Genomic DNA, 21,868 nt, shown 5'->3' on the forward strand with positions numbered 1-21,868 from the left:
CCCAACGAGGATTGAAGAGAGGACAAGACGTGTCGACGCCTGACCTTCCTTCGCGGACCGAGCTGACTCAGACCAAGCTGCTGGAGTCGGCCACCTTGGCCTTTGCCGAGCGCGGATTCTATGGAACATCCACGAGAGACATCACCAACGCAGCGGGAACGAGCTCGGCTGCGCTGTACGTGCACCACAAGTCGAAGGAAGACCTACTGCACCAGATCTCCCGTTCGGGTCACCAGATGACTCTCGACTCGATGAGGCGGGGTCGGGCTTCGTCGAGCGACCTTCGTCAGCAGCTGGCGACCGTGGTCGAGGACTTCGTCGTGGATCACGCCGAGAACCACACGCGCGCGCGCATCGTGAATTTCGAGCTCGCCGCTCTCGCGCCGGATCACCGTAAGGAGATCCTGGCCTTGCGGCGTCTGATCGATCTGGAGATGATCGAGCTCGTCGCTGAGGGGATGTCTCACGGCGTGTTCGAGATCCCGGATCCGCGCATCGCAGCCTCCGTCATTTTGTCGAGCGGCATCGACGTGGCTCGCTGGTACCACGAGGCCCATCGGCTGACCCCGCAGCAGCTGGGACGGGAATATGCTGACGTCGCTCTGCGGGTGGTTCGGGCCCGGGATGAGGGCGGTGCGTCGGTGGCGGACCGCGGCTGAGAGTGCACGCGCGTCCGGCCCGGTTCTAGGTGCGGCGGACCCCGATGGCCCCGCTGAGCGGTAGCTCCAGGGAGAGGGAGGACGTCGCAGCGATGCCGCGATCGATCTTCGTCGCGACCGGAGCTGGGAAGGGTAGCGGCTTGCGAGTGGATAGGTCCATGTTGACGATCAGCAGCTCGAGAACTGCCGACACGTTGCGCATCGTCTCGTTGGTGATGAACACGAGCATGTGAGCGGATCGCTCGGACCGACCGATCCACAGAGGGCGTGAGCCGATGAGGGCGCCTTGGTGAATCTCGGCCATGTACCGGATGTGGTGCTCGGCGGCAAAGGTCCCCATCGAACGCCGGGCGCGGTAGTCGTCGTCGATCCCCGCGTGCTCCGAGAGCACCTCGGCCCCGGCGACGCCGTGGCCGTAGATGTGGCGGACGTTCACGTGGGAATTGCCGTCCACGTGCGTGTTGTCGACCGTCAGTTGGGTCGCGAGCAGTACGGCCGTGGCCTTGTCATAGGCAGGTGCGATGGATGTGCGCACGGGACACCACCAATCTGTGGTTGGGGCAGGAGATGGCTTCGGCTGGTCCGGAGACCTCACTAATACAAGTGTACTCCGTTTGAAAGTTCACTCTCACATATTTCTGGATCGTGTCGGCTGAGCGGTCACCGGCGGGGGTTGACCAATGGACCAACACGGTGGACAGTAACTAACTAAGCGCTCGCTAACCTATCCGCAGGAGAAGTCATGTCCGAAGCAGTCATCGTCTCGCTCGCTCGCTCGCCCATCGGCCGCGCCCACAAGGGATCGCTGAAAGATGTGCGTCCTGACGATCTGGCCACGCAGATGGTGCAGGCCGCCCTGGGCCAGGTCCCCGAGCTGGATCCGACAGACATCGAGGACCTCATGCTCGGTGTCGGGCAGCCCTCAGGGGAGGCAGGCTTCAACATCGGCCGCACCGTGGCGGTCCTCGGAGGACTCGACCACCTGGCCGGAGTAACGGTCAATCGGTACTGCGCGGCCAGTGTCCAGACGATGCGCATGGCGCTGCACGCCATCAAGGCCGGAGAGGGGGATGTCTACATCGCCGGTGGAGTCGAGACGATCAGTCGTTACCAGGAGGGCTGGGCCGACGGGCCGGCAGGCTCAGAGAATCCGGTGTTCGCCGAGGCGCAGGGTCGGACGGCAGCGCAGGCGGCCGGGGGCCCCACCTGGAGCGAGCCCCGTGACCTGGGCCTGACGCCAGACGTCTACATGTCCATGGGTCTGACGGCGGAGAATGTGGCGCAGTTCAAGAACGTCTCGCGCGAGGACCAGGACGCTTTTGCCGCTAGGAGTCAGAATCGGGCGGTGGCCGCCATCGACTCGGGCTTCTGGGCCCGGGAGATCACTCCGGTCACCCTGGCCGATGGCACGGTCGTCAGCGCCGATGATGGGCCGCGACGCGGCGTGACGACCGAGACGCTCGCCGGGCTCCGTCCAGTGTTCCGGCCTGATGGATCGGTCACCGCTGGCAATTGCTGTTCGCTCAACGACGGCGCGGCCGCCGTGGTCGTCATGTCTGACACCAAGGCCAAGGATCTTGGCCTGACGCCGCTTGCGCGCATCGTCAGCACAGGCGTGTCGGGCCTGTCGCCGGAGATCATGGGCTTGGGGCCTGTTGATGCCTCCCGTCTGGCCCTCGCCCGGGCCGGGATGACAATCGACGACATGGACTTTGTCGAGATCAACGAGGCGTTCGCGGCGCAGGTCATCGCGTCGGCCCGTGAGCTCAAGATCGACGAGGACAAGCTCAACATCAACGGCGGCGCGATCGCCGTCGGCCACCCCTTCGGCATGACGGGCGCGCGCATCACGGCCACGTTGCTCAACTCGCTGCAGTGGCACGACAAGCAGTACGGTCTGGAGACCATGTGCGTCGGCGGCGGCCAGGGCATGGCCATGGTGCTGGAGCGTCTGTCCTGATCGCACCAGGCCACGTCTGACTCGATCAGCAGGACTCTGTGGCTCAGGCCCGGGTCCTGCTGATCGTGTGTTGGACGGTCTCAGTTGTTCATCAACCTCAAGGCAACAGCCAGATTGACGATGCCGTTGGAGGTCGTGGGGTCCTGGCCCGTCAGCTGACCGATGCGCTTGATCCGGTACGCCACGGTGTTGGGATTGACGGTCAGGTCCTTTGCGGTCTTCGTCATGTTCATGTCGTTGGCCACGTAGGACTGCAACGTCAAGAGCAGGTCTGCTCTGTGCTCCCGGTCGTAGGTCAACAGTGGCCCGAGTGCTTCGTCCAGAAGATCCTCGGCGTAGTCGCTGCGCACGAGGATCCGATCGAGGATGACCTCGGAGAAGAGGATCGCTCCACTGCGGGGCCGCAGTGACGACGCGACGTCCGCCGCTTCCTGTGCCTCGCGGAACGATCGCTCGATCCCAGTCAGTCCGCCGTGGGGGCGCCCGACGGAGACCCTCCAGCTGGGGCCCTGCTCCGCGACGCGCTGGGCGGCGGCAGCGAGACTCTGCAGCTCCGCTGCGTTGCTGATGCGGACGAGGCAGATGACGTCTCCGTCACGGACACCGAACAGCACGCGGGCCTGCGCCGTCACGTTCTTCCGGCAGGCTCTCAGGATGCTGAGGGACTCCGCTCGCACCCGATCGGGGAGGACCTCGGAGGACTTGATCACGACGACTGCAATCTTGCTGTCGGACGCGAGATTCAGACGAGCGATCTCCATGCGCGCGCGATCGGAAAGGATCTGGCCCAGCAGCAGGCTCTCGAGAAGGTCGCTCCGGAGCACGTCACGCCCACGGTAGGCGCCGGCGGACTCCTCGGCGTAGACCTGCGCGAGGGTGATCGAGACCATGTCGACGTATGCGAAGATCCGGCTCACCAGGCCCAGTGCTGCGTCTCGCATGATCGGGTCGTCGCCAGCCTCGTCCAGCACCGCCTGCCAGATCCGCGCTCCCCAGATTCGGTAACTCTGCAGCAGCGACGTCAGGCTGACGTTCTGGTGGACGCGTCGAGACCCGCTGCGCTGGATGTTCTCGAAGTGCCGAGACGCCCCCGGGTCCTCGGCCAGGAGGCTCTCCAGCAGGTCGGTCACCGTCAGGAGCGCGGTCTCGAGCACATCGCCGGACATGGTGAGCGTGCCGAGGCTTGCGTAGTCGACGACCTCGTGCTTGACGTCGGTGACGATGACCTTGGCCAGATCGTGTCGGCGTTGAAGTAGCCGTTCGACGAGCCGTCGACCGTCAGCGGTCACCTGGGTTGCTGCCGGGAGGCCCACCCGGGGTGCTTCGGTCATCGCCGCTCCGTTCCATCCAGTAGGTCGATTCGGCTTCGGGAAAACCGCGAAGTTCGCGGAGAAAGTCTTCGAACTTCGACGCGATTTCACCCACCGACGGACGTCAGTATCGCCATGTGATGTTACCGCGTCGAAACCATCTCGTGACGCCTTGGCGCCGGGTGCGTTCGGCGGGTCATCGCGCGCCAGGGCCCACGAGGGCTATGACCAACCTGAGAGTTCTTGGCCCAGCATGACCGTGAACGCACCCGTATCCGTTGCAGCCATTCTGTCGCGAGACGACGGACCGGTCCGGATCCTGACGATCGACCATGCTGCGAAGCGCAACGCCTTCACCAACGGGATGACGGCACGACTCCTCGACCTGCTGCACAAGGCCGACGCCGACCCGACGGTGAGATGCATTGTGGTGACGGGAGCCGGAACCACCTCGTTCTCCTCCGGCCACGACCTTGCCGAGGTCCTGGACGATCCCGAGACCGCGGGCGATCCCCTGGCCAACGCTGCCTTCACGACCCCGCCTGAGCTCGGAACCCCAGTCATTGCGGCCGTCAACGGAAACGCATACGCGGCCGGATTCATCCTCGCCCTCAACTGCGACCTGCGAGTGGCCGGCAGCAACGCTCGTTTCTGCGCGGTCGGAGCCAAAATCGGTCTGGTTCCCGTCGGGGGCCAGCTGAGCCGGTTGCTCGGTGTCGTGACCTACCCCGTGGCGTTCAAGATGCTGTCCACCGCCCAACCCATTGATGCCCAGGAGGCACTCGCGTGCCAGTTCGTGTCTGCGGTGTGTCGGCCCGAGGACACCGTCGATGAGGCTGTTCGGCTCGCCCGTCAGATCAGCGAGGTCTCCCCATCGGTGATTCGTGCGATCAAGACGGGCTTGAGGATGACGATGAGCGACGGGCTCCATGCCGGCTTCGCCCTCGAGTCGAAGTTGGCCGGCGTCGTGCGCGACCTGCCCGACGGTGCGGAAGGCGTCTCGTCGTTCCTGGACAAGAGGCCGGCGGTCTACCCCGATGCTCCTGAGTCTCTGCAGCATCGGCTCAACGAGGTTCGCTCGTCTGTTTCGGCGATGAGCGTCAACAGCTGACTGATGTGGCAACGATCGAAGAGAGCCCACGGACGCGGGTTCGTATGCTGATGCGCGCTAACGTGCAGTCGCAGGCGATCAGTCGGCCCGTCACGGCAGTGGCACTGATCGCACTGAGCACCTTGCTGTCGATGAGCGCCTGGTTCTCTGCGACGTTCGTCGTACCGCAGCTCAAGGTCGAGTGGGATCTGGGCGCGGGTGGGACCTCTACGCTCACGATTGCTGTTCAGCTCGGGTTCGTAGTCGGGGCACTGCTCTCCACGGTCACTGGTATCGGTGACGCGGTGTCCAGCAGGACATTGATGTGCGTCGGTGGAGTCGGGGCTGGCCTGTGCAACGTGGGTCTCCTGCTGTGTGATGGGCTCGCTTCGGCTCTGCCACTGAGGGTCGTAACCGGAGTGTTTCTCGCGGCCGTCTACCCGCCGGCTGTCAAGGAGGTCTCGACCTGGTTCCTGCACGGACGTGGCAAGGCACTGGGTGTCATGATCGGCGCCCTCACGCTGGGCTCGGCTCTGCCGCACCTGGTGAGCGCCACTGGTGGTGCGGACTGGCGCCTGGTGATCTCGGCCACCAGCGTGCTGGCCATCGCTGGTGGTCTCGTCGTCCTCCTCATCCGAGGCTCGGGCCCCTTCCCTTTCCCGCGCCGGCCTTTTAGCCTCGGCGGCGGGCTGAACTCGATCCGTAATCGCGACGTGGCCCTGGCCAACGTCGGCTACATCGGGCACATGTGGGAGCTGTACGCCATGTGGGCCGGTGTCGGCGCGTTCATCGTGGCGCTGCCAGCGATCGCCTCCCGATCCGATGCCGAGAGCTTGGGGGCGTTGCTCGCCTTCATCTGCATCGGTGCGGGCGCGGCCGGATGCCTGCTCGGCGGCGTGATCGGTGATCGATGGGGAAGGCCGCGCGCTGCGCTGATCAGCCTCGTGTGTTCGGGTGGTGCGGCTCTGCTTCTGGCCGGGATCTACACGGTCGCGCCGGTGAGCATCACCATCGGGATCTGCGCCTTCTGGGGATTTTGGGTCATCGCCGACTCCGCGCAGTTCTCAGCCATGGTCGCTGAGAGTGCTGATCCCGACTACGTCGGCGGAGCGATCTCTCTGCAACTGGCCCTCGGCTACATCACGACAATGGTGACGCTGGCTGTCGTCCCACAGCTGGTCGAGCACTTCTCGTGGCGCTTCGCTCTCATGATCCTGGCCATCGGTCCGGTCGTGGGCGCCGTGGCGATGCTGGCTGCCGATCGCGGACGATCCTCCCGCGCCTGAGCAATGGCCGCGTGGGCGCCGCCGTTGGCGGTGAGGGATTCCGATACAGGGCCGAGGAATTTTCTCGTCCTTCCCGTCGCACGGACCTCGCGGCGGCCGGGAGACTCAGGCGGTCACTGTTCATGATCCGCCTTCGGGCGGCGCAGACGAGAGAGGTTCAACATGGTTGCGGACGTCCAACGCACATCAGCAAGTACGCCGGGAACATCGGCGGTGGACATCGGGATGCTTCCCCCGGTGGGGGTGGTCCCGGAGCGGATGTCGGCTCAGGTAGTTCGACAGGACCGCTACGGCGACCCGGGCTCGGCCTTCGTCCCCGAAATCGTCCAGACGCCGCGCATCGGTCCGGGCGAGGTGCTGATCGCTGTCATGGCAGCGGGCGTCAACTACAACAACGTCTGGGCTGCCCGGGGATACCCGGTGGACCAGGTGGCCACCCGTCAGAAGCGGGGCGAGCCCGAGAACTTCCACATCGGGGGATCGGATGCGTCGGGCATCGTCTATGCCGTCGGTGAGGGTGTCGACGAGTGGACAGTGGGGGACGAGGTCGTCGTGCATCCGGGTGTCTGGGACGACGACGACCCGTGGATCGCCTCCGGCAAGGACCAGATGATCGCTCCCAGTGCAAAGATCTGGGGATACGACACCAACTACGGCTCCTTCGGCCAGTTCGCGCGCGTCCAGGCTCACCAGCTGATGCCGAAAGCAGATCACCTGTCCTGGGCTGAGGCTGCAGCGCCCACCCTGGTCGGCACGACGGCGTACCGGATGCTGATGGGCTGGGAGGGAAACACGGTCCAGGACGGTGCCCTGGTCCTCGTGTGGGGAGGATCCGGCGGGCTCGGGACCCAGGCCAGCCAGCTGGTCCGTGCGGCCGGTGGCCGCGCGATCTCCGTGGTCTCGGGAGACGACCGCGGCGAGTTCGCCATGAAGCATGGCGCGATCGGATACCTCGACCGCCGCAAGTACGACCATTGGGGCATCCCGCCCCTGGTTGATGACAAGGAGGGCCAGAAGACCTGGACCGCCGGTGCGCGCCGGTTCGGCAAGGACTTCTGGGAGATCGCCGGTGGCCGCGAGGAGCCTGCGATCGTTTTCGAGCACCCGGGTGCAGCGACGATTCCGACGTCGATCTTCCTGTGCCAGCCCGGCGGCATGGTCGTGATCTGCGCCGGCACCACCGGCTTCGACGCCATGGTCGACCTGCGATACCACTGGACGCGCCAGAAGCGTCTGCAGGGCTCGCACGGCACCAACGACGCCCAGGCGTACGCGTACAACGAACTCGTCCGTGCCGAGAAGATCGATCCGGCGTTGGGTCGTGTTCTCGGGTTCGCGGAGGTTCCGCGATCGCACGCCGAGATGGGTCGCGGCGAAGAGGTGTTCGGCAACACCGTGCACCTGGTCGGCGCGGATACGCCCGACGCGGGACGCAGGTAGCGCCGGATCTGGCATCAGGAGTGGACGAGCGACGCGGGGATCCCCGCGTCGCTCGGCGCGTAGCGCGAGTGGCGAAGCGGCCTTGGGGGAGTCGGAGGCGGCGACCGTGTGCGGGCGGTCATCCTCGTCCCACCGTCGCCGCGGCGTCGAAGGAGCTTCCATTCCGACTCGCTTGCAGAACAGTCGGCCGGGGGAGTGACGGAAGGACAACTTCGTGAGAGCATACTCTCAAACAAAGTGCACTCACACCAATCGGGTGCCACGAGGAGGACATCATGACCTTAGACGTGCCGCAGCCGCAGATTGACCCGGCGCACTTTCGCGAGGTGCTCGGACAGTACCCGACGGGTGTCGTCGTGGTGACGGCGAACGACTCGGCGGGGGAGCCGATCGGGATGACCGTCGGATCCTTCACCGCCGTGTCCCTGAACCCACCGTTGGTGGCCTTCCTCCCAGCCAAGACCTCATCGTCGTGGCGAGCACTCCGCGAGAGTGGCGACACCTTCTGCATCAACGTGCTGGCCGCTGAGCAGGAAGATCTCTGCCGCGCCGTCGCGATGCGCAAGACCGACAAATTTGCCGGCTTCGACCTGCGCAGGTCGCCGGCTGGCAACCCCGTGATCGCTGGTGCGGTGGTCTGGATCGACTGCCTCACCGAGCAGATCCACTCCGGCGGCGACCACGACATCGTCGTTGGCCGGGTCCTTGCTCTTGACCACGGATCACCCGACCAGCCGCTGCTGTTCTTCCGAGGTGGCTACGGATCCTTCACTCCACTGTCACTCGCCTCTGGAGACACCGACCTGCTCGGACACCTGGGCGAGATCGACCTGGCCCGTCCGCACATGGAGGAGCTGGCCAACCGGTTCGACACCGAGGTCACGGCGATCGTTCTGGTCAAGGACGAGATGGTGCTGGCGGCCTCGGCCGGTCGGACCGACATCGCAGTTGCACCGACGCGAGTAGGCCAGCGTCTGCCTTTCATGCCCCCGATCGGCAGCTGCTTCGCGGCGTGGGGGGACTCCACCCTGCGCGAGACGTGGGTCGGCTCGGTTGCCGATGTCCTGACGGACGAACAGATGGGCGTGTTGCGCGAGGTGCCTGACCTCGTGCGCGACCGCGGTTACGCCGTGGCGCTCGGGCACAAGGTCGGCGCTCACCTCGAGCTGGTCGCCACACGGATCAACGCAGGAGACCCTGAGGTGCCGACCTCGTCCATGAAGGAGGCATTCTTCGAGGCGCTCGACGGCTACAACCAGCTCGAGGAACCCGACGACGTCGAGCTGCGTTCACTGAGCGCGCCGGTGTTCGACGTCACAGGTCAAGTCGCATACATGCTGACGATGTGGGGCAGATGGGAGCGAGTGACGTCTGACGAGGTGTGCGTGCGGGCCGAAGCACTGTGCGCGACGGCAGCCGCGGCCACTCAGGCGATGGTCGATGGCTGACCATTCGTCACTTGCGTAAACCGAGAACAACGGTGGCGATCTTTGGGTCGGTGCTGTGTTGCCGGTCTCACCTCGAGGTCGATCATGGTTCTCGGATCCACCACCACCCGCCGAAAGCGGCGAGACCTTGGGAGCACCGAAAATCATGAGAACAACCCAGTACGCGGTAGTCGACCCCAGCAACGGCGAGCTGATGTCGGAGTACATGACTCACACCGACGAGGAGATCGTGAGGGCCATCGGATCGGCGCACGAGACCTTTCGCTCCTGGGGCCGTCACGGCTCCGTCGAGGAGCGGGTCGCGCTGCTGCGCACGATGTCGGCGCTGCACACCGAGCGCCGTGACGAGCTCGCAGCGATCATCTCCAGGGAGATGGGCAAACCACTCGGAAGCGCCCTGTTCGAGATTGACATCTGCGCCTCGATCTTCGCCTACTACGCCGACCACGCCGTGGCCCTCCTCGCCGACCAGGAGCTGCCGCTGCTGGGAGGCGACGGTTCGGCGCTGCTGCGCCGCGAACCCCTGGGCGTCCTGCTGGGCATCATGCCGTGGAACTTCCCGGCCTATCAGGTCGCTCGCTTTGCCGCTCCCCACCTGGCCGCCGGCAACACGGTCCTGCTCAAGCATGCTCCCCAGTGCCCGGAATCCGCAGCCTTCCTGCAGACCATGTTCAAGGACGCCGGCTTCCCCGACGGCGCCTACGTCAACGTCTATGCGACGAACGAGCAGGTGGAAACGATCATCGCCGACCGGCGGGTGCAGGGCGTCTCCCTGACCGGATCGGAGCGTGCGGGTTCCGCGGTGGCGGAGATCGCAGGACGACACCTCAAGAAGGTGGTGCTCGAGCTTGGCGGATCGGATCCGGTGATCATCCTCAGCACCGATGACATGGATGCCGTCGTCGAGGACGCAGCCCAGGCGCGCGTCGCGGGCAATGCGGGACAGGCGTGCAACGCGGGCAAACGCATCATCGTCCACGCAGACATTCACGACGAGTTCGTGGAGAAGTTCACCGCACGCATGGTCGGTGCTCCAGCCGCGCCCCTCTCGTCGCAGGCTGCTGCCGAGCGTCTCGAGGCGCAGGTGAACGCGGCGGTCGCGCAGGGCGCGCATCTCGCCGCCTCGAGCAAGCGCGATGGTGCGTGGTACCCCACCAGCGTGCTGACGGGTATCGCCGCGGGGTCGGATGCCTCGCAGGAGGAGCTGTTCGGTCCCGTGGCCATGATCTTCAGGGTCGCCACCGAAGAGGAGGCGGTCGACGTGGCCAACGACACGCCGTATGGACTGGGGTCGTACATCTTCACCACCGACCCCGATCAGGCTCGTCGCGTGGCCGAGCAGATCGACGCCGGCATGGTCATCATCAACGGCGTGTTCGCGACCGGCGCCGAGCTGCCCTTCGGTGGCATCAAACGATCGGGTTACGGACGTGAGCTCGGACCGCTGGGCATCGAGGAGTTCGTCAACAAGAAAATGATTCGGACCGTCCGCTGATCTGCCCCCGGGTGGGACGTGCTGCCGCACCCCGGGTCCGGGGCCGACGATGCATCGCCCGTTGCTCGCGCCCACCTGAACCACCACGACCCACCTGAGGACATCCATGACCAATGCAGTGCAGAACATCTGGAAGCACGCCGGAACTGACCCGGACCGGGTAGCCCTTCGCGAGGGCACAGAGTCCTGGACCTTCGGGCAGCTGCGCACGAACATCGAGCATGCTGCCGAGGAGTTGCGCGTACGTGGGGTCGGCCACGGTGACAAGGTGCTGATGGTGGTGCCGACCTGCGCCGAGTTCGTCTTCGCCTACCACGGCATCCTCGCCGTGGGCGCGACGGCCGTGACCGCCAACACGCTCAGCACCGTGCCTGAGATCGAGTACTACCTCGCCGACGCCGACTGCGTCCTGGCAATCGGTTTCGATGACTGCGCTGAAGCACTCGTGGCTGCCGCTGCGAAGTCCGGACGCCCGGCATGGGTCCTTGAGACCGGAGCGCTGAGCCGTAACGCTGGCCAGGATGGTCAGACACCGACGGCGTACGTCGAGCTCGGGGCGGATGAGGCTGCAGCCCTGCTCTATACATCAGGGACCACGGGCAAGCCCAAGGGTGCTGTCCTGACTCACGGCAACCTGCTGGACTCGGCCGAGGCGCTGTCGACGATCCAGGGGGCGGGCCCCGACGACCGGGTCGGGACGGCGTTGCCCCTGTTTCACGTCTACGGGCAGGTGCCGGTGATGGGCGTCGCCTTCCATGTGGGGGTACCGCTGTCGTTGCTGCGCACGTTCGACGCGGTCGCGCTGCTGGAGATGGCAGCCGAGCATCGTCTGACCCGGGTCGCCGGCGTCCCGACGATGTGGAACGAGATGTTGCATGCCAAGACCACCTTGACCAATGCCGACCTGGCCGAGCTGACGTACTGCCTGTCGGGCGGAGCTCCACTGCCGGTGGCGGTCAAGCTGGCCTATCACGAGCGGTTCGGCGCGCACATCATCGATGGCTACGGGCTGACCGAGACCACCGGGTCAGCGACCTGCGGGTCGATGGAGCACGAGATGAAGGAGGGAAGCGTCGGTCGGGCCGTGCCCGGGACGACCGTGGCGATCCTCGGATCGGACGGCACCCCCGTGGCACCCGGTGAGGTCGGCGAGGTGGGGATCGATGGCCGGGGAGTCATGCGCGAGTACTGGAATCGTCCCGACGCCAATGTTGCTGTTCGTCGCGGGCGTTGGTTCTTGACCGGCGACCTGGGGCGCATGGACGCTGACGGAGACCTGTGGATCGTCGGTCGCCTCAAGGAGCTGATCATCAGAGGCGGTTACAACGTGTATCCCTCCGAGGTCGAGGATGCGATCTACGGGCACCCGGCCGTGCTCGAGTGCGCGGTGATCGGCATACCGGACGAACGGCTGGGCGAGGAGGTCGGGGTCGTCGTGGTCTTCAAGCCCGGACATTCCGTCGAGCTCGCCGACCTGCGGACCTGGTTGGAGGATCGTCTGTCTGCCTACAAGATCCCGCGGGTCTACCAGATCAGCGAGGGGCTGCCGAAGGGCGCCACCGGCAAGATTCTCAAGCGTGAGCTCAGCCCCAACGACGTCGTGGCGTCCGGGCACCTGATCCGTCGCCGCGTCGTCGCGGGGAGCTGACGGCGCCGCACCGAAGCGGCCGGGTTCAGTGCAGGTGCACTTCGTCCCCAAGGTCGACGAGGGCTTCGACCACCACCTCTGCGTAGCGACCGAGACAGGGCACCGAGCCGAAGCCGGGTAGGTCCACCGGGTTGTCATCGATCAGAGTTCGGACGGCGGCCGTGCGATGCGGCAGACCACCGTGCGCCAGCGTGGGCACGGCGCAGCGCGGCGTGGGCGCGATGCCTCGCAGGCGAACCCCGCCCAGCGTGATCTCGCGTCCGACCCAGTCGTTCTCCTCAAAGGGTGAGCCGGACGTAGTCGCGACCACGATGTTGGGCCGGTAGCGCACCATCTGCTCGCCCATGTCATCAAGGGTGCTCGTCGTGACGAGATGCACGGGCGCGTAGTCGACGAAAGAGGTTCCCGGCGTGCCCTGGCCCATCTGGAGTATGTGAAACGGAAGGTCGGCCTCGTCGCCGTTGTCGATGACGCCCTCAGTTGAGAGACGCGCCAGCCCGGCACCCTCAGGGCGGACGTCGGACAGGTGGACTCGGCGGCCCATCGCCCGGGACAAGAAGTCGTCGACCGCGGGGTCCGCGGTCGTGATGGTCGTTCGGTCAGGGAGAGTGATCTGGACCGTTTGGTCGACGGTCGTCGCTCCCAGCTGCAGCATTTCGCGCCAGAGGTGCGGTCGCTCGACCGAGACGACCAGACCGGTCTCCTCGTCGATGAGGGCGAACTCGCGATCGCCCGGGAACCCGCTGGTCGTGACGTCGACGCGTGTGAGCTCCTCGCCGAGCATCGACTTCACGGGATGACGCCGAAGTGTTCTCACCGCGCCGAGCGATATGGTCGGTGCCTCCTCATGGGTCTGGGAGCAGAAGATCGGACTGAAAATGCGGAGAGGCTCGGATCGATGATCCGTGACCAGGTGCCGTGAACGGGAACGCGCCGGGATCTCAACGCGCTATGGCGCTGAGATCCCGGCGTGTTCCCTGACCAGAGGGTCTTGACTCAGGTCTGGCCGGACCGTCGCCGCGATATCGCGGCTGCCACCGTCACCGCGATGAGCAGAGCGGCCCCGTTGAAGGTCGACTCAACCCAGTCGGCTGCTCCGGCCAGCACCAGGCCGTTGACACTGATCGCGACGAACAGGACTCCGAGCAGCGTGCCGGGCACGTTGAAGGTTCCCGGACGGATCGCGGTGGCGCCCAGGAAGGCGGCCGACAGCGCAGCCAGGGTGAAGCCCGGGCCAACCTGGGGGTTGGCCGTGCCGGCGCGGGCCAGCAGAAGGACGCCCGCCACACCGGACAGCGCACCTGACAGCACGAAGCTGGACGAGATCATGCGCCGCACGTCCAGTCCAACGAGTCGCGCCGATGCCTGGCTGGCACCGACTGAGGACAGGTATCGCCCGTAGGGGGTGTGCCGCAGCAGGTAATACACGACGAGCGACACGACGATGACTGCGTACACCGGACGAGGAACACCGAGGAGGTCGCCTGATCCCAGGTTCGTCAGGCTCTCGGGGATACCCGTACTGATGATCTGATTGTCGGTGTACAGGCTGATGAGCCCAGCCAGGAGCGTCGACGTTCCCAGTGTCGCGATGAGGGTGTTGACGCCGCGGTAGGCGACGAGCCACCCGTTGAACGCTCCGACGATCGATCCCGCGAGAATGCCCAGAAGAGCTGCGACGATGACGGGCAGGCCGTGGGTGGCGACGGCACTGGCGCTCACGATCGAGGACAGGCCGATGATGGCACCCACCGATAGGTCAAACTGCCCGCAGGTGAGGGGCAGGATCAAGGCCAGCGCGGCGATCGCGATGACGGACTCGCTGCCAAGCACGTTCTTGATATTGGCCGAAGTGGGAAAGGTCTCTGCTGTCGAGGCCAGGGTCGAGAACACGATGCACAGCACGACGAACATCGCGACGAGAGCGTACTTCTCGGCCAGGACAGCCAGGTCGGGGCGACGTCGGTTCGACGAGGTCGAAGTCGTCTCGTGATCGGGCTTGGTGTTGGTCGCCACGCTCATGCGGGGGTCTCCTCGGATAGGTAGGACAATTCGGTCAGTCGTTGCGGGTCGAGGTCGGACCCTCGCGCCTCGGCGGTCACGCGGCCTTTGCGAAGAACCACGACGCGGTCGGACAGGTGGGCCAGCTCATCGAAGTCCGACGTGACGAGGAGCACCGAAGTTCCTTGGGCCACAGCACGGCGGATGTGCTCGTAGATCTCGGAGCGAGCCTTGACGTCGACCCCCTGAGTTGGTTCGTCGAGCAGAAGCACCACGGGCTCGCGACGCAGCCATCGAGCCATGACGACCTTCTGCTGATTGCCGCCCGACAAGGTGCCGGCGACGGGGTCGTCGCTGGCCGGGCGTACCCCGAACGCATCCACCAACTCGCGGGCCTCGCCCCGTTCGCGGGAGTGCTGGAGACGACCTCGGGACCAGTACCGGGAGACGACGGCGGCAGACATGTTCTCTCGCACCGACATCGACCCGAACAGACCCTCGGCACCGCGGTCCTCGGGGACCATCGCAATGCCGGCCTTGATGGCCGATGCGGGCTTTCGCGGCGAGAAGGTCGCTCCCTCCAGCGTGATCTGGCCCGCTTCGGGGCTCCTGTCCCCGAAGAGTGAACGGAGCAGGGTCGTCCGTCCCGAGCCGAGCAGGCCGGCGACGCCGAGCACCTCGCCGCGGTGCAGGTCGAAGTCGACCCCCTGCAGTGGCCCGGCGATCAACCCGCGCACCGACAGGACCACCTCGTCGGACACCGTCTCGGGCCGCTCCGGGAAGACTCGCTCCAAGTCACGGCCGGAGATCAGCTCGACCAGTGTTCGTTCGTCCAGACCCGCAACCTGACGTGTCGCCACCTGGTGGCCGTCCCGCAGCACCGTGACGCGGTCGGCCAGCTGGAGGACCTCCGGCAGCCGATGGCTGACGTAGACGATGGTCTGACCGGCGGCAGCGTACGTGCGCAGCGCATCGAGCAGGATGTCGACCTCACCGGCTGGCAAGGATGCCGTCGGCTCATCGAGCACCAGCACCCCGTCGTGCGCGCCTTCCTGATCCTGCAATGCGCGCGCGATGGACAACATTGTGCGATCTGCCGGACGCAGACTGGCCACGAGAGCCTTGGGTGAGACATCGAGTGAGAAGCGCTCGAGCACCTGCGCCGCGCGACGCCGATTGGCTGGCCAGTCGATCCGACCCCCGGCGGACTGGATGAAGCCCCGTCCGATGGCGAGATTCTCTGCAACCGTCAGTGGCGCGAACACCGCTGGGTCCTGGTGGACGAAATGCAGACCAGCACTCCGGGCCACGTGAGGTGACCACTCGTCGGCGCGTGCGGACACGTCCTGGACGTCAATGCGCCCACCGGGATCAGCGCCGTAGACGCCTGCGAGAACCTTGATCAGGGTCGACTTGCCGGACCCGTTGCCTCCCAGGAGGGCGTGGATCTCACCGCGTCTGACCTCCAGGTGGGCATCTGTGAGGACGGTGATTCCCGCGAAGGTCTTGCTGAGCCCGGTGGTGCGCAGGACGACGTCCTGCGCACCACCGGTGATCTCGGTCAAGAGACGTCCCAGATCTTCTTGAAGTTGGCGACGTAGTCCTGCTTCGGCGTGCCGTCGGTGTTGATGTTGCCGTCGTAGAAGGTCGTCTCCTTGGGGAAGGGTCCCTTCCCGTCGATCGTCTGGTGCCCGATGCCCTGGTCGACCTGCGGCTCGCCCTGCAGCAGCCGGTTCATGCTGTCGACAGCAGCCCAGCCGACCCATCGCGCCGGGTTGCCGGTGCTGTAGTCCTGGCCCTTGTTGTCGCGGATCAGGTCGATGTTCGGACTGAGGCCCTCGTTGCCGGTGACGAGGATGTCGTCGACGCGGCCGGAGGTGACGACGGACTGGGCGATGCCTCCGGTCAGTGACGAGTCGTAGGGGGCGACGAGCACGTTAGCCTGGGGTGCCTGGGTCAGTGCGGCTTCTCCCTTACCACCCAGCTTGCCGGTGAGCAGGTCGTCGATGTTGAACGGCACCTGCTTGACGATCTCGCAGCCGGCGCAGTCCTTGAGGCCGTCGGTGATGCCCTTGTTGACGTGCATGCCCACCAGGAGATCCTGGTCGTCGAACATGATGACCTTCGCCTTCCCTTCGGTCTGGGCGACGATGTAGTCGGCGGCCTGACGCGACTGGACCTTCTCGACGTACTCGGGGTAGGTCATGTCGCCGCCGTAACGGAGCTCAGCGTCGAACAGCGGCTCGCCCGGATCCTTCAGCAGCGGGTCGTTGCAGTCAAAGGCGTAGAACGCGAAGATCTTGATGCCGGCCTTCTTGGCCTCCTCGATGGCGCTCTTGGCGGCGACACAGTCCACGACATCGAGGATGATGCCATCGGCATTGTCGGCGATAGCAGAACGGATGCCGTTGGCGTAGATGTCGGGACGGGCCTTGCCGTCGAAGACCGTCAGGTCCCAGCCGATGAGATCGGCCGCTTCCTTGGCGCCCGCAGCCGGGGCGGAGCAGCCCTCAGCGGCCTCGGTGCACGAGATCACCCAGATGTTCTTGCCGGCTTCGGGCTTGGGCGCACTTGACGGCAGCGCGCGGTCGGTGCCCTCGCGGTTCTTCGCGACAGCGGCCTTGGCGTCGTCAACGACAGCGGCGGACGTCGTTCCGGATCCGCCGCCGGAATCGGCAGAGCCTCCGCACGCCGCCAGCACGGTCATGCTTGCAACGATGAGCGCGAGCCCGGTGCGTCGTCGGGGCGATGACCTTCTCGCGTTCCGACGGAGACGGCCGCCCTCGCGGCCGAAGTCTGTTGCCATGGTCGTTCTCCTTCACGTGAGTCGCTCGACTCGTTTGGGGGATGCAGTGAGTTTCGCCACGTCCGAGGCGGGCGTCGTTGGGAAAGGCGAGGACTTTGAGCGGTTGATTTGGGAAAGTCCCGACACACAGCCGGCCGTCATTCGGCCGCAATCTTGCGGTAACAGGATGGGGGCGGATGAAGGCCCTTTTGCAGTAATCACGAACTGGGGGCGTACATGTCTGGAGGATCTCTGTACCAGCGACATGTGGCGCGCGAAATCATGGCGACATCTCGTGACTCAGGTCACGACCAGCGGCAATCACCCCACCGAGAGGAAGCCCGATCACCATGACGAGACGTACCGGATTTGTGTGGCACGAGAAGTTCGCGTGGTTCGACCTGGGACAGGACGCCGGGATGTTCCACCCGGACGGATTCTCGATCCAACCCGATCGACACGTGTACGACCTCGAGGTCGTCCGCCGATTCCGCAACCTGGTCGACGTCAGCGGCCTGCTCGACCAGCTGACCACGATCCCAGCGCGCCCGGCGACCGATGACGAGCTCCAGCGCGTCCACCCTGCGACGTTCGTCGAGGAGGTGAAGCGCCTCTCCGAGCTGCCGATGGGCGGCGAGGCCGGCGATTCGGCACCGGTGCCGCGCGGCGCATTCACGATCGCGGCGCTGGCCGCCGGGGGAGCCATCGCCGCGGCCGAGGCCGTGATCAACGGCGATGTCGACAATGCCTACGCGCTGCTACGTCCTGCCGGGCACCACGCCGAGCCGAACGAGTCCAAGGGATTCTGCATCCTGTCCAATGCCGCGATCGCGACCCGGCACCTGTTCGAGGAGTGCGGCGTCGAGCGCGCGGTCCTCGTCGACTGGGACGTACACCACGGCAACGGCACCCAGGCCGCCCTGTACGACGAGCCCCGGGCACTGACCATCTCGGTGCACCAGGACCGGCTGTACCCGCAGGACGACGGCTTCGTCGACCAGATCGGCGCAAAAGGTGCCGAGGGCACCAACCTGAACGTCCCCCTGCCGCCCGGCTGCGGCACCGAGGCGTATGACGACGTCTTCGACCGGGTCGTGATCCCGGCCATCCGCTCTTTCGCACCGGACATCATCATCGTCCCCTGCGGATTCGACGCCGGCCACATGGACCCCATGGGGCGCATGATGCTGACCTCGGAGGACTACCGGCGCCTGACGCGCAAGCTCATGGCCCTAGCCGATGAGCTGTGCGGCGGCAAGATCCTGTTCCTGCACGAAGGTGGCTACTCGCGCTGGACGGTGCCGTTCTACGGTCTCGCGGTCCTCGAGGAGCTCTCCGAGATCCCTACCGGCGTCGAGGACCCCTTCCAGATGTACAACGGGATGGACCTCGGTCACGGACTGCTTCCGCACCAGAAGGCAGCGGTCGATGCCGCGGTCGAGAACCTCGAACGCGTTCCCAGCCGGTCCTGAGGAGCCCCCGTGCCGATCAAGCGTCCTGACAGGTCCGATCTCGAAGCCGCCGCCACGAGCTACGGACTGACGATCGCACCGGCCGATCTGGAGCAGTACCTGGCCTTCTCGCACGCGGCGTTGGAGGCCTGGGATGTGGTCGAGCAGGCCCACGCAGAGCTGGCGCCCGAAGTGCCCGATCGTGCCTGGAGCAGCCCTGCACCCGACGACAATCCTTGGGGTGCCTGGTACGTCCGCACCGAGATCCAGGAGCAGACTGAGGGTCCTCTGGCCGGGACACGAATCGTGATCAAGGACAACACAAGCGTCGCGGGCGTCCCGATGATGAACGGGTCCCGCACGCTCGAGGGTTTCACGCCGTCGCAGGACGCCACGGTCGTGTCACGTCTCCTCGGGGCGGGTGCCGTCATCACCGGCAAGGCGGTGTGCGAGGACCTGTGCATGTCAGGCTCTTCGCACACCAGCAAGCCCGGCCCCGTGCGCAATCCATGGGACCCGAGGAGGTCGGCCGGTGGATCCTCAAGCGGCAGCGGCGTGCTGGTGGCGACGGGGGTGGCGGACATGGCCATCTCCGGCGACCAAGGCGGTTCGATCCGCGTTCCCGCGGCGTGGCTCGGGCTCGTGGGACACAAGCCGACCTGGGGGCTGGTGCCCTACACCGGCGCGATGCCCGTCGAGCAGTCGGTCGATCACTTGGGACCGACCGCACGCACCGTGTCGGAGGCGGCCCGCATGCTGACGGTGATCGGCGGGCCGGATGGCCTCGACCCACGTCAGCCCGGCACCTGGGAGCAGATCGACTACGAGGCCGAGCTGGCGCGCGGCAGTCGCGGCCTGCGTGTGGGCATCGTCGCCGAGGGTTTCGGCCATCCGGACTCCGATCCGGCAGTCGACGAGGCAGTTCGTGCCGCGGCGCGGCGGTTGACTTCGGCGGGGCTCGAGGTCGAGGAGGTCTCGATCCCGTGGCACCTCAAGGCGCCAGCACTGTTCGCGGTCCTCGCCTACGAGGGCGGCGTCGCGCAGCTGGTCGACGGCAACGCCTTCGGATCGAGCTGGAAAGGTCGCTACGACGACGACCTCATCACCTTCTACGGGCAGCAGTGGCGCCGTTCGCCTGACGCCTTCCCCGAGTCGGTCAAGATGACGATGCTCGCCGGCCGGTATGCCCGGGGCACCGGATTCGGCCGTCACTACGCGATGGCCCGCAACCTCGAGCGGACGCTCGCAGGCGCCTATGACGAGGCACTGGCCCGTTTCGATGTCTTGGTCATGCCCACGGTTCCGACGACGGCGAGTGCGCTGCCGGGGCGGGACGCGTCGATCGTTGAGATCCTGTCGCTGGGTACGGCGCCGCTGATCAACACCTCGGCGTTCAACATCACAGGCCACCCGGCGTGCTCGGTCCCCGTCGGACTGCTCGACGGATTGCCGGTGGGCATGATGATCGTGGGCAAGCAGTTCGACGATGAGACCGTGCTGAGGGTGGCTCAAGCCTTCGAGGAAGAACTCGGGGCCCATCATCGGCCCCCGATGAGAGAGGAGACCGCATGAACGGCGTATTCGACCTGGGTGGAACCGACGGATTCGGGGCCGTCGATCACACACCTGCTGAGCCCCCTTTCCACACCGAGTGGGAGCGGGTCGCGTTCGGACTGCAGCTCGGTTGCTTTGCTGGCGGATGGTTCACCATCGATTCGTTTCGCCACGGCATCGAGCTGATGGATCCCGTGCACTACCTGACGTCCTCGTACTACGAGCACTGGCTCTCAACCTTCGAATACCACGGTGTCCTGAAGGGTCACATCGATCCCGACGAGCTCGATCGCCGCACGCAGGAGTACCTGGACGACCCGGACAAGCCCCTGCCCGCCCATGAGCCGTTGCCCTCGCTCATCGAGTTCGTCGACGCGGTCGTGGCCGGCGGGTCGCCGGCAGACCGGTCGACCGATGCACCACGGGGCTTCGAGGTCGGCGACGACGTGCGCCTCAACAGCTTCGCCCCGAAGGGACACACCCGGCTGGCCAGGTACGTCCGCGGCAAGGTCGGCACGATCGTCGCCTACCGGGGATCGTTCGTCTATCCCGACCAGTCCGGAAACGAGTTGGGGGAGGACCCCCAACACCTGTACACGGTGCGTTTCGACGGCCGAGAGCTCTGGGGAGAGGGCCACGCCGAGGCGCGCACGTCCTCGACGTTCGACGCCTGGGAGCCGTACATGGAACCGATCACCGACCACGAGGGAGCATCAGCATGAGCAAGGCAGGCCGCACGTCCGAGGAGATCGCCGCGCGCGTCAAGGCCCTCGAGTCGATGATGATCGAGCAGGGTCTGGTGACCACCGAGATGGTCGACCACTACGCCGAGATCTACGAGAACGAGGTGGGGCCCCAGCTGGGGGCGAAGGTGGTCGCGAAGGCATGGGTCGATCCGGACTTCAAGGCCAGGTTGCTGGACGATGCGCCGGCGGCGTGCGCCGAGCTCGGTATCGGCGGGATCCAGGGCGAGCACATGGTGGTGCTCGAGGACACCGCGGACGTGCACCATGCAATCGTCTGCACGCTGTGCTCGTGCTACCCGTGGCCCGTACTGGGACCGCCGCCGAACTGGTACAAGGATCCTCAGTACCGCTCGCGGATGATTCGCGAGCCGCGCACGGTCCTGGCCGAGGAGTTCGGGTACGACGTCGACGAGTCCCGCGAGATCCGCGTCTGGGACTCGAGTTCGGAGATCCGCTACTGGGTGCTGCCGGTGCGACCCGTGGGCACCGACGGGTGGACCGAGGAGCAACTGATGGCGCTGGTCAGTCGCGACTCCATGATCGGTGTCGCCCCCGTCGAGGCCGTGTCGTGACCAGCCCCACGGCGCGACCGCACACGTCCGAGCAGGCCGACGAGGTCGACGGGCTCATGAAGAGCCTCGCGCTCGCGTCCGACGACGTGGCGTTCGACGAGCCATGGCAGCTACGCGCGTTCGCTCTGGCGGTCGCGGCGCACAAGGCGGGCCGGTTTCCATGGTCGGACTTCCAGGGCGCGCTCATCGCGTCGATCAAGGAATGGGAGAACGAGGCCGGGCCGGGCGACCCGTCCTGGTCGTACCACGAGCACTGGGTCAATGCGGTCGAGTCTGTTCTGGCTGCGGGGGAGCTGGTCGACGACTCGGTCCTGGACGCCCGCACGAGCGAGGTGCTCGCCACCCCGGCGAACCGCAATCACCATGAAGCGCACTACGAGCCGGTGGCGATCGCCCCGGCGACGCACCGCTGAGACCGACGAG

At 66.1% G+C, this 21,868-nt stretch carries 19 protein-coding genes; 13 read left to right on the plus strand and 6 right to left on the minus strand.

Features of this window, described 5'->3' with window-relative positions:
• The first annotated feature begins 29 nt into the window (after positions 1-29).
• The gene (locus ACHAA3_RS13740; protein ID WP_435709596.1) at positions 30-659 is read left to right on the plus strand and encodes a TetR/AcrR family transcriptional regulator; all 630 of its coding nucleotides are present in this window, start codon (positions 30-32) and stop codon (positions 657-659) included.
• A 25-nt stretch (positions 660-684) separates the two neighbouring features.
• Here the strand turns inward: ACHAA3_RS13740 and ACHAA3_RS13745 are convergent, their stop codons facing one another.
• A complete protein-coding gene (locus ACHAA3_RS13745; protein WP_435709597.1) occupies positions 685-1,194 on the minus strand; it encodes a thioesterase family protein in 510 nt (169 codons plus the stop codon).
• Positions 1,195-1,401: 207 nt separating this feature from the next.
• Between ACHAA3_RS13745 and ACHAA3_RS13750 the strand changes: the two genes are divergently transcribed.
• Complete coding sequence (locus tag ACHAA3_RS13750) at positions 1,402-2,619, plus strand: acetyl-CoA C-acetyltransferase (protein WP_435709598.1); 1,218 nt, start codon at positions 1,402-1,404, stop codon at positions 2,617-2,619.
• 80 nt (positions 2,620-2,699) lie between these two features.
• Here ACHAA3_RS13750 and ACHAA3_RS13755 read toward each other — a convergent pair whose 3' ends face one another.
• Positions 2,700-3,950: a PucR family transcriptional regulator gene (locus ACHAA3_RS13755; protein WP_435709599.1), complete on the minus strand. Its 1,251-nt coding sequence runs from the start codon at positions 3,948-3,950 to the stop codon at positions 2,700-2,702.
• A 238-nt stretch (positions 3,951-4,188) separates the two neighbouring features.
• On the opposite strand from ACHAA3_RS13755, the gene ACHAA3_RS13760 reads away from it, so the two are divergent.
• The 6 genes from ACHAA3_RS13760 (at position 4,189) to ACHAA3_RS13785 (ending at position 12,336) form a co-directional block, all read left to right on the plus strand.
• A complete protein-coding gene (locus ACHAA3_RS13760) occupies positions 4,189-5,040 on the plus strand; it encodes an enoyl-CoA hydratase/isomerase family protein (protein WP_435709600.1) in 852 nt (283 codons plus the stop codon).
• A 44-nt stretch (positions 5,041-5,084) separates the two neighbouring features.
• On the plus strand, positions 5,085-6,305 hold the full coding sequence (locus ACHAA3_RS13765; protein ID WP_435709601.1) for an MFS transporter: 1,221 nt from the start codon (positions 5,085-5,087) through the stop codon (positions 6,303-6,305).
• 162 nt (positions 6,306-6,467) lie between these two features.
• On the plus strand, positions 6,468-7,745 hold the full coding sequence (gene ccrA / locus ACHAA3_RS13770; RefSeq protein ID WP_435709602.1) for a crotonyl-CoA carboxylase/reductase: 1,278 nt from the start codon (positions 6,468-6,470) through the stop codon (positions 7,743-7,745).
• Positions 7,746-8,020: 275 nt separating this feature from the next.
• Positions 8,021-9,193 (plus strand): flavin reductase, encoded by a 1,173-nt coding sequence (locus tag ACHAA3_RS13775; RefSeq protein ID WP_435709603.1) that lies wholly within the window; start codon positions 8,021-8,023, stop codon positions 9,191-9,193.
• A gap of 145 nt (positions 9,194-9,338) precedes the next feature.
• Complete coding sequence (locus ACHAA3_RS13780) at positions 9,339-10,688, plus strand: NAD-dependent succinate-semialdehyde dehydrogenase (protein ID WP_435709604.1); 1,350 nt, start codon at positions 9,339-9,341, stop codon at positions 10,686-10,688.
• Between the two features lie 106 nt (positions 10,689-10,794).
• Complete coding sequence (locus ACHAA3_RS13785) at positions 10,795-12,336, plus strand: class I adenylate-forming enzyme family protein (protein WP_435709605.1); 1,542 nt, start codon at positions 10,795-10,797, stop codon at positions 12,334-12,336.
• Between the two features lie 25 nt (positions 12,337-12,361).
• Here ACHAA3_RS13785 and ACHAA3_RS13790 read toward each other — a convergent pair whose 3' ends face one another.
• The 4 genes from ACHAA3_RS13790 to ACHAA3_RS13805 all read right to left on the minus strand — a co-directional run bounded on the left by ACHAA3_RS13790 (position 12,362) and on the right by ACHAA3_RS13805 (position 17,044).
• Positions 12,362-13,153, minus strand: a complete 792-nt coding sequence (locus ACHAA3_RS13790; protein ID WP_435709606.1) for an MOSC domain-containing protein — start codon at positions 13,151-13,153, stop codon at positions 12,362-12,364.
• Between the two features lie 179 nt (positions 13,154-13,332).
• Positions 13,333-14,358, minus strand: coding sequence for an ABC transporter permease (locus ACHAA3_RS13795; RefSeq protein WP_435709607.1), 1,026 nt, complete (start codon positions 14,356-14,358; stop codon positions 13,333-13,335).
• Positions 14,355-15,902: a sugar ABC transporter ATP-binding protein gene (locus ACHAA3_RS13800; protein WP_435709608.1), complete on the minus strand. Its 1,548-nt coding sequence runs from the start codon at positions 15,900-15,902 to the stop codon at positions 14,355-14,357. Before ACHAA3_RS13800 ends, ACHAA3_RS13795 begins: the two co-directional genes overlap by 4 nt.
• Complete coding sequence (locus ACHAA3_RS13805; protein ID WP_435709609.1) at positions 15,899-17,044, minus strand: sugar ABC transporter substrate-binding protein; 1,146 nt, start codon at positions 17,042-17,044, stop codon at positions 15,899-15,901. The genes ACHAA3_RS13800 and ACHAA3_RS13805 overlap by 4 nt, the downstream gene beginning before the upstream one ends.
• Positions 17,045-17,472: 428 nt before the next feature.
• Between ACHAA3_RS13805 and ACHAA3_RS13810 the strand changes: the two genes are divergently transcribed.
• The 5 genes from ACHAA3_RS13810 to ACHAA3_RS13830 are packed head-to-tail and all read left to right on the plus strand — an operon-like array spanning position 17,473 to position 21,858.
• Complete coding sequence (locus ACHAA3_RS13810; RefSeq protein WP_435709610.1) at positions 17,473-18,594, plus strand: class II histone deacetylase; 1,122 nt, start codon at positions 17,473-17,475, stop codon at positions 18,592-18,594.
• A gap of 9 nt (positions 18,595-18,603) precedes the next feature.
• Positions 18,604-20,145 carry an amidase gene (locus ACHAA3_RS13815; RefSeq protein WP_435709611.1) on the plus strand — a complete coding sequence of 514 codons (1,542 nt, stop codon included), beginning with the start codon at positions 18,604-18,606 and terminating at the stop codon, positions 20,143-20,145.
• Positions 20,142-20,849 carry a nitrile hydratase subunit beta gene (gene nthB / locus ACHAA3_RS13820; protein ID WP_435709612.1) on the plus strand — a complete coding sequence of 236 codons (708 nt, stop codon included), beginning with the start codon at positions 20,142-20,144 and terminating at the stop codon, positions 20,847-20,849. The genes ACHAA3_RS13815 and nthB overlap by 4 nt, the downstream gene beginning before the upstream one ends.
• Positions 20,846-21,445 carry a nitrile hydratase subunit alpha gene (gene nthA, locus ACHAA3_RS13825; RefSeq protein WP_435709613.1) on the plus strand — a complete coding sequence of 200 codons (600 nt, stop codon included), beginning with the start codon at positions 20,846-20,848 and terminating at the stop codon, positions 21,443-21,445. The genes nthB and nthA overlap by 4 nt, the downstream gene beginning before the upstream one ends.
• Entirely contained in the window at positions 21,442-21,858 is a 417-nt protein-coding gene (locus ACHAA3_RS13830) for a nitrile hydratase accessory protein (RefSeq protein WP_435709614.1), read from the plus strand. The genes nthA and ACHAA3_RS13830 overlap by 4 nt, the downstream gene beginning before the upstream one ends.
• Positions 21,859-21,868 lie beyond the last annotated feature (10 nt).

The organism is Aeromicrobium sp. CF3.5, from assembly GCF_051262695.1.
Lineage (GTDB): Bacteria > Actinomycetota > Actinomycetes > Propionibacteriales > Nocardioidaceae > Aeromicrobium.

Coding starts and splice junctions, on each gene's coding strand:
- ACHAA3_RS13750 (WP_435709598.1), top strand. CDS start 1,402: ATGTCCGAAGCAGTCATCGTCTCGCTCGCTCGCTCGCCCATCGGCCGC.
- ACHAA3_RS13755 (WP_435709599.1), bottom strand. CDS start 3,950: ATGACCGAAGCACCCCGGGTGGGCCTCCCGGCAGCAACCCAGGTGACC.
- ACHAA3_RS13765 (WP_435709601.1), top strand. CDS start 5,085: ATGCTGATGCGCGCTAACGTGCAGTCGCAGGCGATCAGTCGGCCCGTC.
- ccrA (WP_435709602.1), top strand. CDS start 6,468: ATGGTTGCGGACGTCCAACGCACATCAGCAAGTACGCCGGGAACATCG.
- ACHAA3_RS13775 (WP_435709603.1), top strand. CDS start 8,021: ATGACCTTAGACGTGCCGCAGCCGCAGATTGACCCGGCGCACTTTCGC.
- ACHAA3_RS13780 (WP_435709604.1), top strand. CDS start 9,339: ATGAGAACAACCCAGTACGCGGTAGTCGACCCCAGCAACGGCGAGCTG.
- ACHAA3_RS13785 (WP_435709605.1), top strand. CDS start 10,795: ATGACCAATGCAGTGCAGAACATCTGGAAGCACGCCGGAACTGACCCG.
- ACHAA3_RS13795 (WP_435709607.1), bottom strand. CDS start 14,358: ATGAGCGTGGCGACCAACACCAAGCCCGATCACGAGACGACTTCGACC.
- ACHAA3_RS13805 (WP_435709609.1), bottom strand. CDS start 17,044: ATGACCGTGCTGGCGGCGTGCGGAGGCTCTGCCGATTCCGGCGGCGGA.
- ACHAA3_RS13810 (WP_435709610.1), top strand. CDS start 17,473: ATGACGAGACGTACCGGATTTGTGTGGCACGAGAAGTTCGCGTGGTTC.
- nthB (WP_435709612.1), top strand. CDS start 20,142: ATGAACGGCGTATTCGACCTGGGTGGAACCGACGGATTCGGGGCCGTC.
- nthA (WP_435709613.1), top strand. CDS start 20,846: ATGAGCAAGGCAGGCCGCACGTCCGAGGAGATCGCCGCGCGCGTCAAG.